At 47.3% G+C, this 14,708-nt stretch carries 14 protein-coding genes; 9 read left to right on the forward strand and 5 right to left on the reverse strand.

Features of this window, described 5'->3' with window-relative positions:
* Window positions 1-45 precede the first annotated feature (45 nt).
* Together ACO6VE_RS02380 and ACO6VE_RS02385 are read left to right on the forward strand one after the other, a co-directional pair.
* On the forward strand, window positions 46-1,491 hold the full coding sequence (locus ACO6VE_RS02380) for an OapA family protein (protein WP_422446559.1): 1,446 nt from the start codon (window positions 46-48) through the stop codon (window positions 1,489-1,491).
* Window positions 1,492-1,622: 131 nt separating this feature from the next.
* A complete protein-coding gene (locus ACO6VE_RS02385) occupies window positions 1,623-2,732 on the forward strand; it encodes an anhydro-N-acetylmuramic acid kinase (RefSeq protein ID WP_422459519.1) in 1,110 nt (369 codons plus the stop codon).
* A 13-nt stretch (window positions 2,733-2,745) separates the two neighbouring features.
* Here the strand turns inward: ACO6VE_RS02385 and ACO6VE_RS02390 are convergent, their stop codons facing one another.
* Window positions 2,746-4,101: a hypothetical protein gene (locus ACO6VE_RS02390; protein ID WP_422459521.1), complete on the reverse strand. Its 1,356-nt coding sequence runs from the start codon at window positions 4,099-4,101 to the stop codon at window positions 2,746-2,748.
* 528 nt (window positions 4,102-4,629) lie between these two features.
* Between ACO6VE_RS02390 and ACO6VE_RS02395 the strand changes: the two genes are divergently transcribed.
* From ACO6VE_RS02395 to ACO6VE_RS02410, 4 genes are all read left to right on the forward strand, one after another.
* Window positions 4,630-5,472, forward strand: coding sequence for a hypothetical protein (locus ACO6VE_RS02395; RefSeq protein WP_422459523.1), 843 nt, complete (start codon window positions 4,630-4,632; stop codon window positions 5,470-5,472).
* 200 nt (window positions 5,473-5,672) lie between these two features.
* Entirely contained in the window at window positions 5,673-6,191 is a 519-nt protein-coding gene (locus ACO6VE_RS02400; RefSeq protein WP_422446569.1) for a C2H2-type zinc finger protein, read from the forward strand.
* A 22-nt stretch (window positions 6,192-6,213) separates the two neighbouring features.
* Window positions 6,214-7,983, forward strand: a complete 1,770-nt coding sequence (locus ACO6VE_RS02405) for an SGNH/GDSL hydrolase family protein (protein ID WP_422446571.1) — start codon at window positions 6,214-6,216, stop codon at window positions 7,981-7,983.
* A 341-nt stretch (window positions 7,984-8,324) separates the two neighbouring features.
* Window positions 8,325-9,371: an START domain-containing protein gene (locus tag ACO6VE_RS02410; protein WP_422446573.1), complete on the forward strand. Its 1,047-nt coding sequence runs from the start codon at window positions 8,325-8,327 to the stop codon at window positions 9,369-9,371.
* A gap of 25 nt (window positions 9,372-9,396) precedes the next feature.
* On the opposite strand, the gene ACO6VE_RS02415 is transcribed toward ACO6VE_RS02410, so the two are convergent.
* From ACO6VE_RS02415 to ACO6VE_RS02425, 3 genes are all read right to left on the reverse strand, one after another.
* Window positions 9,397-9,639, reverse strand: a complete 243-nt coding sequence (locus ACO6VE_RS02415) for a hypothetical protein (RefSeq protein ID WP_422446575.1) — start codon at window positions 9,637-9,639, stop codon at window positions 9,397-9,399.
* A 41-nt stretch (window positions 9,640-9,680) separates the two neighbouring features.
* A complete protein-coding gene (locus ACO6VE_RS02420) occupies window positions 9,681-10,625 on the reverse strand; it encodes a C2H2-type zinc finger protein (RefSeq protein WP_422446577.1) in 945 nt (314 codons plus the stop codon).
* Window positions 10,626-10,805: 180 nt separating this feature from the next.
* Window positions 10,806-11,228 (reverse strand): organic hydroperoxide resistance protein, encoded by a 423-nt coding sequence (locus tag ACO6VE_RS02425; RefSeq protein ID WP_422446579.1) that lies wholly within the window; start codon window positions 11,226-11,228, stop codon window positions 10,806-10,808.
* 158 nt (window positions 11,229-11,386) lie between these two features.
* Here ACO6VE_RS02425 and ACO6VE_RS02430 point away from each other — a divergent pair, with 158 nt between their 5' ends.
* Complete coding sequence (locus ACO6VE_RS02430; protein WP_276328469.1) at window positions 11,387-11,797, forward strand: MarR family winged helix-turn-helix transcriptional regulator; 411 nt, start codon at window positions 11,387-11,389, stop codon at window positions 11,795-11,797.
* A gap of 91 nt (window positions 11,798-11,888) precedes the next feature.
* Here the strand turns inward: ACO6VE_RS02430 and ACO6VE_RS02435 are convergent, their stop codons facing one another.
* Complete coding sequence (locus tag ACO6VE_RS02435) at window positions 11,889-12,305, reverse strand: hypothetical protein (RefSeq protein WP_101745577.1); 417 nt, start codon at window positions 12,303-12,305, stop codon at window positions 11,889-11,891.
* Window positions 12,306-12,416: 111 nt separating this feature from the next.
* On the opposite strand from ACO6VE_RS02435, the gene ACO6VE_RS02440 reads away from it, so the two are divergent.
* Both ACO6VE_RS02440 and ACO6VE_RS02445 read left to right on the forward strand, forming a co-directional pair.
* Complete coding sequence (locus tag ACO6VE_RS02440; RefSeq protein ID WP_422446585.1) at window positions 12,417-12,659, forward strand: hypothetical protein; 243 nt, start codon at window positions 12,417-12,419, stop codon at window positions 12,657-12,659.
* Window positions 12,660-13,324: 665 nt separating this feature from the next.
* Window positions 13,325-14,641 (forward strand): dicarboxylate/amino acid:cation symporter, encoded by a 1,317-nt coding sequence (locus ACO6VE_RS02445; RefSeq protein ID WP_422446587.1) that lies wholly within the window; start codon window positions 13,325-13,327, stop codon window positions 14,639-14,641.
* Window positions 14,642-14,708: the final 67 nt, after the last annotated feature.

Raw genomic sequence — 14,708 nt, forward strand, 5'->3', positions numbered from 1 at the left:
TTATAATTTACTGATCACCACACTGAAGACAGCGTTAAAATCTTAATGAATAAAGCCATCCCGAGGGGCGCAACACGAATCAACCAGCGCCTGAAACAGTTCCCCAGGCGACACTTGCTGCTGGCAAGTACCATCGCTGCCAGCGTCATGGGATTGATGGCTCTTCTACCTTCTGGTGACGTAGAAGCCAGGCGCAATGAAATCCCGATGTCCATTGACGCATTCCAGCCTCAGGAAGCCAACACTGAGCTGACCAGCAGCCCCACAATTCCCGAATCTTCCCCATTTGTCAGCAATCAGAACGCTGATCAATCAGAAACAGCTATCAAAGAAGCAGAACAGGAAGCAGAAGCCAGGGCTCTGGCAAAAGCCGCCTACGACCTGGAGCAAAAACTGGGAAAATGGCACAGTGTCACCATTAAATCTGGTGATAATTTATCGGTGTTGTTTAATAGCCAGGGATTAAATGCCAGTGTTGTTTACCAGGTTGCCAACACCCCCAAATATGGCGAAACACTGGCCAGCATACGTCCGGGGGAATCCCTGGAGTTCCGGATTAATCAGGAAGGAACCCTGACCCAGCTGCGCTACGTCAAGTCCAGGCTGGAAAGCATTTTCTTTAACAGGGAAGACGATGGCTACCGGGCAGAACAGGTAACCCTGTCACCGGAAATCCACCCCACCTATGCCAGCGGCATTATTGAAAGCTCTCTCTTCCTTGCCAGCCAGAAAGCAGGCCTGTCCCAGAATCTGACCATGGAGCTGGCCGGCATTTTTGGCTGGGATATCGATTTTGTTCAGGATATCCGCAGTGGTGACAGCTTTAATCTGCTCTTTGAAGAGAAGTACCTGGAAGGGGAAAAACTGGGCGATGGCAATATTCTGGTAGCCAGCTTCACCAACCAGGGAGAGACCTATACCGCCATCCGTTATACCGACAGCAACGGCGATACCAACTACTATACCCCGGACGGAAAAAGCATGAAGAAGGCGTTTCTCCGCACTCCGGTGGATTTTACCCGTATCAGTTCAAGATTTAACCCCAACCGTCTGCACCCGGTGTTCAAGACCAAACGCCCTCACCGGGGGGTCGATTATGCCGCCCCGATGAATACCCCGATTAAAGCCGCAGGCGATGGCCGTGTGCAGTTCTCCGGCTGGCAGAATGGTTTTGGCAATGTGGTATTTATTCAGCACCCGAATAATGTGGTGACTGTGTATGCCCATGCCAATAAACTGGCCGGTCTGAAAAAAGGCCAGAGAGTTCGTCAGGGCCAGACCATAGCCTATGTGGGCAAAACCGGCTGGGCCACCGGGCCTCACCTGCATTATGAGTTTCGTGTGAATGGCGTGCACAGAAACCCGATGACGGTTAAGCTCCCGGATGCAGCCCCTATCGCCAAAAACGAAATGGCTAACTTCCGGAAAAAATCCGAACTGATGATAGCCAGGCTTGAGAAGCACAGGGAAACGCTGCTGGCCACGCAGTAGCCCTGCAAGTGATTGAAAAAACCGTAATGTGGGCACGTAAGGCGCAAAGCCATCTGGCTGTTTATTTTGCGCTTCACTGTCTTTGTCGTTAACCATAATGTCCCGATAAACCTTCCTTCCAGAGGCGAACCATGTCTGATATCTATATAGGGCTTATGTCAGGTACCAGCCTGGACGCCATGGATGCTGCCGCTGTTCACTTTGCTGGAAAGAGTCCAACACTCCTGGCCCACCACAGTACTGAGTGGCCCACTGAGTTGAAGCAAAAAATTCAACAGCTCTGCCAGCCTGGTCATGATGAAATCCGTCTGCTGGCGGAAGTGGACCCGGCCATTGCTTATGTCGCTGCAGAAACGGTCAATGGGCTTCTGAACAAAGCAGGACTGAGTGCTGATCAAATCAAGGCCATTGGCAGTCATGGCCAGACCATCAGACACATACCCGAGTCAGGCTACACCCTGCAGATCGGTGACCCTAATATCCTGGCAGAGCAGACCGGCATTACCGTTATTGCCGACTTCAGACGCCGGGATATGGCCGCCGGTGGTCAGGGAGCCCCACTGGTACCCGCCTTTCACCGTGCGGTTTTTACCAGCGAAACCGGCCACCGGGTAATCGTCAACATTGGCGGTATCAGCAATATATCGATCTTGCCCGCTGACAACGGTGAGCAAAAACCGGTAACCGGCTTTGATACCGGCCCCGGGAACCTTTTAATGGACTATTGGTGCCAACAGCAATGGGGGCAACCTTATGATAAGGATGGCTTTCATGCTGCCCGGGAGCCCTATGACCCGATCCTGCTGGAAACCATGTTAAGCGATCCCTTTTTCCGGTTACCCGCTCCCAAAAGTACCGGCCGGGAACTGTTCAACCCGGCCTGGCTCAACGCAATGCTCGAAGGCTTTCGTGGGCTGTCCCCTTCCACCATACAGGCAACCCTCTGTCGCTTAACCGCTCGTTGCATTGCCGATGCCATACAGCAACATGCCCCCGATACCGATGAAGTGTTTACCTGCGGCGGCGGTGCCAATAACAGCGCCCTGATGGCAATGCTGAAAGAAGAAATGCCCGGCATCAAGCTGGGATCAACCTCGGAGCTTGGTGTTGATCCTCAGTGGGTAGAAGCGATCGCCTTTGCCTGGTTAGCAAGACAGAATATGTTGCAGCTACCCGGCAACCTGCCTGCGGTTACCGGGGCATCGGGTTTGCGTTTGCTCGGTGGACGTTATTACCCGTGACAGCGGCAATGCATTACACGATGGCTTCTCCACAAACCGCTGTGCCCGCAGAGTCGACCGGAAATGTACTGATAACCTCCACCAGTGTCTGAACCAGCAGTTCTCTCTGTTCAGGAGTATCATCAGGGAATCTGCCAGTAACCATATTATTGATGGATTGCCTGATTCTGACTTCATCTCCGACTCCAACATTGTTGGCAAATGCCTTGAAATCCAGGTAACTCATTTTGGACACGTGCCGCTTAAAGGCCTGGCTTACCTCAGGCTCAAGGGACTCAAAGGCATTATCTTCAATAAATTGATACAGTCTGTCAGCATCATTCCCTGCACAGGGGTAGAATGCCGTCTCATCAAACGGTTCATCTGCTATCAGCAGGGCAGGTGAACCACTACGATTGGAAGACATATTCACCATATCGAGACTTTCTGATGGAAAAGCAGCAGGCACAGGCATAACCTCGGCTTCAACATTGACTAAACAGGGTAAAAATGGCTGAAATTCTTCCTCATCACTGTCATAGGAAAGTGGATATTCCACATTAACTGAAGAACCGGCATCCTGATTAACGCTTTCCACATCCCATGACCCGGCTTGCTGATAATCCGCTTTCAGCAGCAGGTCAGGCCTGGTATCGCGGTTGACTGATTCCCTTTGCCGAAGGGTTGAAATATCTTCCATGGAAATTTCAACGGACTTGCTGTTATTTATTTGATCTTTAGGGCCAGATTCTGAATCCAGAATTTTACTGCTCTGACTTTTATCCGTTTTTTTGGTATCACTGCCGGAACAAAAGCGTGTCAATAAAATACCTGCAACCCCCACAGTGATAAAAAATAATCCAGCGACGTATAATCCGCCAATACCGGAAGAGTCCTCATTATTCTGTGCTGAGGAAGCAGAGATAGCATCTTGTAATGATGCCGTAGTGTTTTTATTAAAGGCCAGATTTGAGGGAGGTGTTGAATTGTAATGGTTGCCAGTTGATGAAGAACTCTCATTCAAGCTAAAAATACCACTCCCGGCAGCGAGCAGAAGTGCCAGCCCCACAAGTGCCAGACAGGTTCCTCCACATATAGCCTCAAGGGTTTCATCCGTTTTTTTCCCCAGCAAGATTGCCTGACAACCGGGTTGGGTCACTTCTCTTTGCGATATGGCTTTACTGTGACTCTGGACTCCGGGTTCCTCGATCGGCTCAGTTCTGCAGTTAACAACGGCGTCTGAATCCTCCTTTACCACGGCCCTGGTTCCGGTAAAACCTTTAGATTCAATGGCGTCCTGAGAAGATGATGGCTTCAGTGTGCCATCAGCAGGATAAATAGCCTGCTGATACTGAACTTCATTACCTGAAGCTGTGCCTGTAATGCCCATAGTACTTTATTACCTGATTATCAGTATTTTTTTCATAAGATGAGAATCAAAACAATCCAAACAGCATTTAAGCAAATAATCTGCACAGAATCCTTTTGTTTCCTAATAAAAGAAAATAAAACAATACTTTTATAAAAATTATTAGTCATAAACTATAATTTAATATTTCAACAATTAGATAATTCCATAAACAAAGTTAACGTAGAATCAAATATCATTCTTGGTTATTCCCGATTACAGGATTTTCTAACAGCACATTTAATACCAACCAACAACTTCAATTCACAGTTTAAAGCTTCTGAATCGCCCGGTTCTGCTGGAATTGTGCCCTTCTCGCTTGCAGTGGCTCACGGGCAGTCGGGAACAGCTAAGGTTTCCAAAGAGTTTTACATCGTTATTGCTGATATCCATATCAATCATTTATGCATTTTTGACATAAATAGTAAGCGACTTGTGTCAGGAGGGAACTTTTATAAAGTATGAGAGGTCTTAAGCTTTAATTCAATATCTCAATAATTCAAAAATTCAATGTACATATCCGATTTTGACTCAATTTTCATTTCTGACTACTCATGGTTACAGGAGTTTCTGGATGCACACTCAATACCAAATGATCCTTTAGATTCACAGCCAAGTATGGCTGGCCACTCTATACAGACACCTGACTCATTCTATGATGGGTATTTAAATCAGGATGTAATAAATCTGGACACACTACCGGCTCCACATTCACTGAGTGATTTTTCAATTTCTCATTTACCATCCACAACAAAATTTGAGCAAATAACCCATAAGTTGTCTCCGGAAAATTCATTAGCTGTTTTTTCTCAGCCACCATCACGTCCAGTTGTTCAAGTTGATCCATTAAATAAAGACCCACAAGAGCAAGTTACAATTGAAACCAGTCAGTTTAAAGCACATGAATCGTCCGGTTCTGATGAACCTCGGCTCCTCACGCTCGCTGTACCTCACGAGCAATCCGGGAAAATCAAGGCTGCCAAAGCCCGGGCACAGTCCGAGAAAAAGAAGGATTGCCGGAAGGCTTACGAGCAGTCCGAGAAAGGGAAGGCTGTCAAGAAGACTTACCAGCAGTCCGAGAGAGGGAAGGCTGTCAAGAGGACTTACCAGCAGTCCGAGAAAGGGATGGCTGTCACGAAGACTTACCAGCAGTCCGAGAAAGGGAAGGCTACCAAGAGGGCTTACGGACAGACCGAGCAACGGAAGGCTTATATTAAGGCTTACTACAAAGTTCTCAGGAATACCGGTGATAAAGAACAAGCAAAAATCGCTGGTAAGCAAGCTGCCGCCTTTGTAAGGAATAAAGCAAAAAATAATGGGCTTGAATCTACCTCTATGCCCCAAAAGAGGTAGAAGAGACCGTTACACTGACTACGAAATACTCGCTTACGGCATGAGATGAGTCTTTACCGGGCAGGAGTCGAACCTGCTTTCAACGAATGATTTCAGCTCATGGAGCCTCACACATCCTTGGGCTTAGCCTGTCGCGAAGGAACATTTATAAAGAGAAGTGATCAGTGATCCAAAGTATTATTGAATAATTCAGTCATCCCATGTTGAGCAATAACAATAATTTACGACAAATCTGTTTTTGCGGCCTCCTTGGCCTGGCTCCTGTCGCCCATACTCAGGCCAATGATCAATCACGCCCTGCCGTTTATCAACAAATTCCTGTTTCTTTAGCTTCCCCTCAGCCAAACAATTTAACTAACGGATCGGAAAGGTTATCCAGCCGCAATCCAGTGGCAAAAGACTCAAAGAGCAAAAAATTTACATGTAGCCGGAAAGGGTGTGGTGAAACATTCAGATTTGATATTGCACGTTGCCTACACGAGAGATCGGTTCATCTGATTACAAAAAACTATAAATGCCACGTATGTAAAAAACGGTTTACTCAAAAAGCTGGTTTAGAAAGACATGCCTCTGTCCACTCTGGGGTTAAACCATATCTTTGCCTGATATGCGTTAAATCTTTTTCTCAATCTTCTAACTTATATACTCATATAAAAAACTGCCATCAGATTCAGCCTGTAAATCATGATAACTGGGTTAAAATTGAGGAACATGGGTAAGTAGTTCAGTCAGGGCCAGACCATGAAAAACTGTTGGTATACACTGATCACCTGCTGCCTGGTTTTGTTTTCCCTGCAAACCAGTGCGCACCATGAGCCGAATATAAGCAGTCCTGTAGTAATCAAACCTGAGCCATGGAGCCCTCATACCTTACTGGTATTTGGGGACAGCCTCTCAGACAGTCATGGTGATGATTTTCATACACCTGATTCAGCGCTTTCTACCTTCAATCTGCTGAAAACCCTGAGGGGGGATTTCAACCCGATGGTCGAAGAGCCCCCCATTGATCTGAGCCAGTTCTTCTCCCGCGCCAGCAGCATCCGGAATATTAAACAAACATTTGCACTCTACCGGATAGAACTTCAGGCAGAAAAACGTGAACAAAGCTTTATCCGGCAGCTAATGACCGGGTTGGAAGAGCATGCGGTGAACCAGCTGGAATCACTGCTGACGAACATACTGGCAGGCCTTGAATACATGGAACAGAAGCTGGACAGTCCCCTGCTCGGGGCGGTACAACGCACCACCCGCTTTCTCCGCACTATTCAGCATTCCTATATTGCCCGTCAGATGCCTTCCATCAAAAGTATCAGCAGACTTCTGGCCAATAAGACCGAGGCCCTGGGTGAAATTATCAGGGCAGACCTGTTCTCTATGATTCCTGCCGTGGCTGAAGAGACCTTACTGTCAACCACCAGCCAGTTTGCAGACCAGATCCCTCTCCTGCCGGACAGCCAGCACTACGAAAAAGGGAAGTGGACCACCGGCAGAGAGATGGATTTGATGTGGCCCGAGGTGCTGGTCAGAATGATGTCATACCCGAATCAGCACAAAGTGAACCTTGATAACCGGGCCATGGCAGGCAGCTGGATACTCTGTGCTGAAAGTAAGCTGGGCAGACCCGGTGCCTTCCTGAGTTCTGTGGAGGGGGTCATGGATGCTGTTGTCACGCTCTTTCAGGGCAGCCTTATACCCCCTTGTGAGGGTCTGATTGTTCAGTCCTATCTGAGTGAGCGCAATGGCAAGGTCGGTAAAGACACTTCCAGCCCACTGATCCTGCCGGACACCCTGGTGGTCTTTTTTAATGGCGGTAATGATTTCCTGAATAACTGGCAGGAACCTGACGATATTGCCCAGGAACAGGCACAGGATATTTACAATGTGCTGCAAGCAGGTGCTCAGCGGGTTATCGTGTTTTCACTGCCCGATATCACTTCCACGCCCAGGTTTCTTAACGCCCCCGAACGACAGAAGTTGCATGAAAAATGGCGGGTATACAATGCCAGCCTGAGTATGAGAATCAACCTGCTAAGGGAATCATTTCCTCAGCACTCTGGTTATCGTGTCATGAAAATTGATGGTGAAGAAGTGTTTGAAGTTCTGCGACAAGATCCTCAATGGGATTTTGTGCACCCTATTCTGAATATTCCGATACCGGGTATAGATGACGATGGAGAGGTTGAAATAGATCGCCGGGCCCTTATTGCACAAAAGCGAAAAGAGGCTGAACAGCAGCGCAACATTTTTACCCGGGAACTGCTAAACAATGCGGCATTTGATGACAGCTGGCACCCCGTCTGCAATCATTTGTCTCAGATAGCTCCGGGAAAAACAGCATTTTACAGCGACAGTGTGCATCCGAGTGCAGAGGCCCATTATGCCATTGCAGAACAAGTGTGTCAGATCCTGGAAGACCGGTTTAACATTCCCTGCGATACCAGCAACTACCCTGAGGCACTGGCCATAAAAGAGGCACAACATCGCAAACATCCATTGGTTTTAAGTAATTAAGTAGCTGGCCATATGGAATCACATATTTCTGGCTACTTGGGCAGGTGCTATGCGAGGCACAACGGAGGGAGCATAGCCGTAGCTATGTGACCGGAGTTGTAACGAAGCACGACTGCATGGATGCAGGAGCTAGAGCAACGCAGGAGCAGTTGCCGGGAGTGCCTGAACAAGGAGTCACAAATATATGATTTCATATGGTTAGCTACTTAATGCCAGGAGGCTGAAAACGACTGCCCTGACAATCAGGGCAGATAAAACCGACATTACTCGACTTGACATTTATTTTTCATGGGCTTTTATAGTGGCATTGTGCGAGTTGATCAAGACTATCTGGTTACAAAATGCGAGCATGTCAAGGTAATCCCCAATTTGATGAATACAGTAGTAGATCAATTAGCAGGCCGGGGACCCAGCGTCAGAATGATGTCGGTACATGGCATACTAATTTAGTTTCCGTAGAAGAAAATGTAGCCCACTCTATTCAAGCCTTACCTGAGGGTGGCAAGCAGGCACCAGCAACAACATCAGCAAAAAAGCCATTAGAAGACAGGCAAATATCACCAGGTTTTCAGGTAACACATTCCCCGGATGGGAACGCTGCAAGGTGTCCGGTTACCCCTGTCTTTGTTGAATCAAAGGGGCAGAGGTACAAGCTGATGCAACTGCCCGACTTCGTTAAACTGCGTGACTTCGCCGGGAGCCAGGATGGCAAGTGGACAAAAGTCTATGAGGATAGCCAGAAAGCTATTCTCGTGGAGTCCAGGCCAGAGGATCTGAAGCCTGGTGAGAAAGGCACCGGATTCAACATTGTCCGTGCAACTGTCCAGTGGGACGATATTAATCCCGAAACACTGTTCAACACACTGCATGATGCAGACTACCGCAAAACCTGGGACAAGAAGATGGTTGAGGGGCGCGACATCTGTCAGCTGGATTACCGGAATGACATTGGATATTACGCAGTGCAACCCCCTTGGCCGATCTCGAAACGTGATTTCTGCAACATGCGCTCCTGGATGGAGTTTACCAACGGTGAGTATATCATTATGAACCACAGCGTGGACCATGCAGACTGTCCTGAGCGGGAAGGATTTGTAAGGGCTCGCTCATTTATCACTGGGTATTACATGATACCGACCCATTTTGGCGGGACTAAACTGATATTTATCTCGCACTCTGATCCAAAGGGTTCCATACCGGCGTGGCTGGTTAACAACCTCTTGGGCAAGGTGATTCCTGACACGATTACTAACTTGCATGATTGTGCCCTGAAATACGACACCTGGGCTTCAGAGAACCATGGCTCTGATACAAAATATAAATGGCGTACACCAAAGATCGACTGGAACGACTTTACCCGGGAAGTCCAGGATAATTATGATGACTGATCCTTATGAGTGCGTTCGTGTCTTCTCAGATTTTGCTTCGTGATATATCCCCTATCGCAACCCCCAAACTCACATGGAAATGGATAAGCTTTTCTTCGCCCGGCTTACGTTTGATGCCAGGGTCATAAGGCTTGTCTTGAGCTATTACCTGTCGGTTAAAAGATGCTGAGGCCGATGCTGTTTGCCCGATGGCCTTAGCCAATAAAAATTGAGCGATAGCTTCAATTTTTGAACCTGATCCGGAGGCTTTGACATACCTTGAATTCATATTATTTTAGATTTAGCTCCATGGCAAAACTCTTACCGAATTCACGAACTCTCATTTAAATGACTACGTTCATGTAATTTCATCTTGTTCTTTGTGATAAATCTCCTGCCACAATCCACAAACTCACATTTAAATGGCTTATAGCCCGTATGAATGCGTCGGTGTACTTGCAGATTTTGACTCGTGGTAAACTTCTTATTGCAGTCCACATACTCACATTTATATGGCCTCTCCCCCGTATGAATGCGTCGGTGTACTTGCAGATTTTGACTCGTGGTAAACTTCTTATTGCAATCCACATACTCACATTCATATGGTCTCTCCCCCGTATGCATGCGTTGGTGTCTTTTTAGATCAGACTTCCTGGCAAACGCTTTTCTGCAACCCTCAGAATCACATTCATACGGCCAATGCCCCGTATGAATGAATTGGTGTGCTTTTAGATCATAATTCCTGGCAAATGTTTTTCTGCAACCCGCAAAATCACATTTAAACGGCTTCAGCCCCACATGAGTACGTTGGTGTACTTGCAGATTATTGCTTCGAGTAAATGTTTTACCACAACCATCCCATCTACATCGATAAGTTTTTCTTTCTTTTAATGGCAGGGCTACTTTACTGGGTGGCTGGTACTCCTGTTCACTGGTCTGCAAGTTTTGCCCATAACATTCAACCAAGGGGTAAAACTCGTAGCGTTGACTGTTCTGACCCGATCCTGAAAACTGTTGACCCTGTCTGCCAGAAACCGGGTTTGCAAGGGTGGTTAATGTGCATCTTTTCTCGCTGAAGTCTTGAGTGACACGCTTTTCTTCGCCGGGCTGACGTTTTAAGCCAGGGTAATAAGGCTTGTCTTGAGTTCTTACCTGTCGGTTAAAAGATGTTGAAACCGATGCTGTTTGCCCGGAACTGGCCTTAGTTGCTAAAAATGGAGCGATAACTTCAACTTTCGAACCGGGCTGGTTAGCCGTGACATTAACTGAATTCATGAATTTGTCATCTTTTTTGATTGATACTTGAATTATGACATATTCATGGTTGTATGATGCTTCATCCGGAATATGGATAAATCATCCGACTCCAGGAGGCTGCATTGAAAAGTAATGATGCCCGCTTTTGCATGCATCATTACGTCCCATCAAGACAATTTTCAGGCGTGCATTTCCGGATTAAATAAGCTGACCATTGGCGGATATCTGAACATCAATGTTGCCACGGACGGCATTAGAGTATGGACACACCTGATGTGCAACCCGAACCAGTTCCAAAGACTGCTCCCGGGGTAAATCCAGGTTTACTGTCAGACTGACAGTAAGTGCAAAGCCACCACTGGCATTCGGGCCAATGCCCACTTCGGATGTGACCGGGGCAGCTTGCAAAGCTACCTTGCTTTCACGGGCAACATGAAGAATGGCGTTTGAGAAGCAGGCAGCGTAACCCGCGGCAAACAGCTGCTCAGGATTCGTCGCCGCACCAGTACCACCCATTTCTTTTGGGTAGGACAGCTCCAGATTTAACATACCATCGTCTGTTTTTACCTGTCCGTTACGACCAGCCAGAGCAGTTGCCTGAGTTTTATAGATAGAAGTCATGGTAATATCCTTTGCTATTTATATTGTGAACAACTTAATTGCTGACAATATTTTATCTGAAAAAGAGCGAAAGACAAGTATATTGTGTGCAATTTATTTTATGGGTGCGGCTGATGGCTCTTTGTGAACAGAAAACTCAACTCTCTGCGGAAGAGCACATGTTGCTGGATCATCAGGTGTGTTTTCCGCTTTATAGTGCATCAAATGCCGTGGTTCGGACTTATCGTCCATTACTGGATAAGCTGGATCTGACGTATGCCCAATATCTGGTGATGATGGTGTTGTGGGAAAATGATGGCATCAGTGTAAAGGATATTGGCGCAAGACTGCATCTGGATTCTGGCACATTAACCCCTCTTTTGAAGCGGCTGGAGGGCAAGGGCCTGGTCGAACGTGGACGCAGTGAGCAGGACGAACGCGTGCGCGTGTTAAAACTGACTGAGGAAGGAACCGGATTAAAAAAAGAGGCGTTGCAGGTGCCTGCTCAAATGAAATGTAAAATCCAGCTTGACCTTGATGAATTAATCACTTTAAAAAAGCTGTGCGAAAAAATAGTTGCAACGCTGTAGAACATTAATGCAAAAAAGGCCTGACACCCCTGCAATGCACACTCTCTGCCCGGGAAAGACATACCAGTGCCTTCAGGATGTGACACAACCGTTAAACACTGTGCCGTCGACTCAATGTCTGGCGGGCAACGTCGTTGCCGGGATTATTAGATAACCTGACGTTATTATCCTGATCGTTGGTTTCCAACCACTGATTGATTGAGGCTGCTGTGGGAGTAACGGTGTGATTATCTGCACCCGGGAACAACGCATTCAAACCATTGGTAACATTTCGCACACCATCGACAACTGCCAATAATGAATGGTGAATTGAATACCCACATAAGTAACCCAGGCCTGCGCCAACCGCACTGGAAGCAGCCAACGTCACCAATCCTGGATCCTGGACTTTTTTAATGCAAATAAGAAACCCTGCGAACACCCCATAGCCTGTAAGTGCTTTTACCAGGTTAGGTGTTTCAGCTTGCTGCCCGGAAGTAGCAGGCGTATAAGAAATGCTTATGTTCATTATTCTTTTCCTCAGGATCACGAAAGTCTCAGAGTAGCACAAGAGACAGACTGTCATTAATTTGGAGGCATTGTCGGCACTGATTACCAGGGTAAAGGTACCGGTCAGGCATTGATCCACTTTGGCCTGCGTACATTAAAAGACAATGGCACAGAGTTGGTATTCACCTATGGTGATCCTGATTACTACTGTCGAACAGGTTTTGCGCCTGTCAGTGAAACCGTGATCAAAGCACCACTGCCGTTGTCCCATCCGGAAGGTTGGTTAGGCCAGTCGCTGGTTAGTAAGGAGATTGAGCCAATCGCTGGCAAACCACACTGTGTCGAGGCGATGAATAAGCCGGACATCTGGTAATCAAGTAACAGGGTAGTCAATGTCTGCCGCTGTCAAGAATGATGTAATACGATCGTGCAAAATAATCATGGTATTAGGCACAGCATCAGCATCACGGATGATTTTCTCCACGGCATAAGCCGTTTCAACATTCTCAGGCCAGGGCTTGCGAAACCTCAGGGCTGATATCCAGGAGGCTGACCGAGAATAGCGCCCGTAGCGAGGATGGCAGAAAATTGAGGATAAAAAGTCGGAAATTTTTAGTGAATAGTGGTTCTATTTGCTAAAAATTTCCGACTTTTTAGACCAATTTGCTGCCACCGCAGTAGGGCAGTCTATTCTCGGTCAGCCTCCCAGGCATGGTGACAACATGCCTGGCCTCCAAAACTTTCACAAAAGTGCTTTGGCAACATTAGCAGCGAATAATGGCTGAAATACTTTTCCGGGGGACATCAAAAGCCCCCCCTACTCGCCTGAAACTGGCTGGTTATGCCTTCAATTGCACAAATCCGGCCCTGATCACGGCTTCAGGAAATCCGATAATTTTCAACTAAAATAAGGATTTACCATAAGGAAATAGCATTTTTTCATCTTTGTCGGGAACTTGTTACTGATAAAGCGTTCCAAATAAGTAAGGGGGCATAAGTCAGCAGAGCCGTTTCACTTTCATATTGAGAGGAGAATGTATGATGCAGAAAAATTTAGCCCCTCAAATACTGATTGCCCTGATACTGGGAATGGCCACTGGTATCATTATCCAGTTGGCTGCCTCTCCCGAAGGTATTATCCAGAAATATCTGGTCAGTGGCCTCTTTCATGCCGTTGGTGTGATGTTTGTGGCAATGATTAAAATGCTGGTTGTCCCCCTTATTTTTGTCTCCATTGCCCACGCTGTGTGCAGCATTAACGACATCACCCAAGTCGGTAGACTGGGGGTTAAAACCTTTGGCATCTATCTGGGCAATACATTTTTTGCCATCCTGTCAGCCATTGTTATCACATTGATGGTGGCACCGGGTACCGGAGCCAATCTTGGCCACGTTGACCAACTGGTTCGCTCTGGCCAGTCTGAACTCCCTTCACTGCTGAATATGATTATTAACGTGGTACCAGTGAACCCCTTTCAGGCGTTGGTAGAAGGCAATATTCTGCAAATCCTGTTTATGGCAATCATTACCGGGGTTGCCATAAAGAAGCTGGAAAACCACGAAACCCACAGTGTCAGCAATGCTATTTCACTGGCCAACAGCGTGATGATGAAACTGATTGGCATGGTCATGAGTATGGCTCCCATCGGGGTTTTCTTTCTGACCGCCAAACTGGCTGCCACATTAAACGGCAGCAGCATTTTAAGTGTGCTGTCCTATGTGCTGACCTGCCTGCTCATTATGTGCCTCTGGCTGTTTGTTATTTATCCGGTGCTGATCGGGCTGGTGATTAAACGTTCCCCTCTGGTGTTTATCCGTCACACCCGTGAACAGGTCATTTTTGCCCTCTCTACTGCCAGCTCTAACGCTTCGATCCCCATTACCTATCAGACACTGATCGAAAAGTTCCAGGTCCCGGCACATATCGCCGGCTTCACGGTTCCCCTGGGAGCCACCATTAATATGTCCGGTTCTGCTATCTATATGAGCGTTGCAGCCCTGTTTGTGGCCAATGCCTGGCATATTGACCTGAGCCTTCTGGAAATGGGCACCATGGGCTTCACCACCTTCCTTCTGGCCGTTGCTACTGGAGGTATACCCGGCGGTGCAGCAGTCTCCACCGGAGTACTGTTACACACCATGGGGCTCCCCGTTGAAGCCATGGCGATTATTCTGGCGACTGACCGGATTACCGATGCTGGCTGCACGGTCACCAATGTTGTTGGCAACACGGTTGCCGGCATTCTCTGCTCAGTGGGCGAAGCCCACCCTGAAGCCGACGAAGATAGCTCAACAGTCAGTGAGAGAGCTGCCATCGATGCTGATGCGTTACCGGGCAAACCTGATGTTTGTTAGAACACATTTTTTCCACGGAATATGATGAATACTGGTCTTATGTTTAATAATGAACGTCCATTAAAGA

Origin of the sequence: Endozoicomonas sp. ALB115, from assembly GCF_049310245.1 — a bacterium.
Taxonomy (GTDB): Bacteria; Pseudomonadota; Gammaproteobacteria; order Pseudomonadales; family Endozoicomonadaceae; genus Endozoicomonas.

Excerpts from the sequence above, each read along its gene's own strand:
- ACO6VE_RS02435 (WP_101745577.1), bottom strand. The coding sequence starts at position 12,305 with ATGAACATAAGCATTTCTTATACGCCTGCTACTTCCGGGCAGCAAGCT.
- ACO6VE_RS02445 (WP_422446587.1), top strand. The coding sequence starts at position 13,325 with ATGATGCAGAAAAATTTAGCCCCTCAAATACTGATTGCCCTGATACTG.
- ACO6VE_RS02390 (WP_422459521.1), bottom strand. The coding sequence starts at position 4,101 with ATGGGCATTACAGGCACAGCTTCAGGTAATGAAGTTCAGTATCAGCAG.
- ACO6VE_RS02410 (WP_422446573.1), top strand. The coding sequence starts at position 8,325 with ATGCGAGCATGTCAAGGTAATCCCCAATTTGATGAATACAGTAGTAGA.
- ACO6VE_RS02395 (WP_422459523.1), top strand. The coding sequence starts at position 4,630 with ATGTACATATCCGATTTTGACTCAATTTTCATTTCTGACTACTCATGG.
- ACO6VE_RS02420 (WP_422446577.1), bottom strand. The coding sequence starts at position 10,625 with ATGAATTCAGTTAATGTCACGGCTAACCAGCCCGGTTCGAAAGTTGAA.
- ACO6VE_RS02415 (WP_422446575.1), bottom strand. The coding sequence starts at position 9,639 with ATGAATTCAAGGTATGTCAAAGCCTCCGGATCAGGTTCAAAAATTGAA.
- ACO6VE_RS02405 (WP_422446571.1), top strand. The coding sequence starts at position 6,214 with ATGAAAAACTGTTGGTATACACTGATCACCTGCTGCCTGGTTTTGTTT.
- ACO6VE_RS02380 (WP_422446559.1), top strand. The coding sequence starts at position 46 with ATGAATAAAGCCATCCCGAGGGGCGCAACACGAATCAACCAGCGCCTG.
- ACO6VE_RS02425 (WP_422446579.1), bottom strand. The coding sequence starts at position 11,228 with ATGACTTCTATCTATAAAACTCAGGCAACTGCTCTGGCTGGTCGTAAC.
- ACO6VE_RS02430 (WP_276328469.1), top strand. The coding sequence starts at position 11,387 with ATGTTGCTGGATCATCAGGTGTGTTTTCCGCTTTATAGTGCATCAAAT.
- ACO6VE_RS02385 (WP_422459519.1), top strand. The coding sequence starts at position 1,623 with ATGTCTGATATCTATATAGGGCTTATGTCAGGTACCAGCCTGGACGCC.
- ACO6VE_RS02400 (WP_422446569.1), top strand. The coding sequence starts at position 5,673 with ATGTTGAGCAATAACAATAATTTACGACAAATCTGTTTTTGCGGCCTC.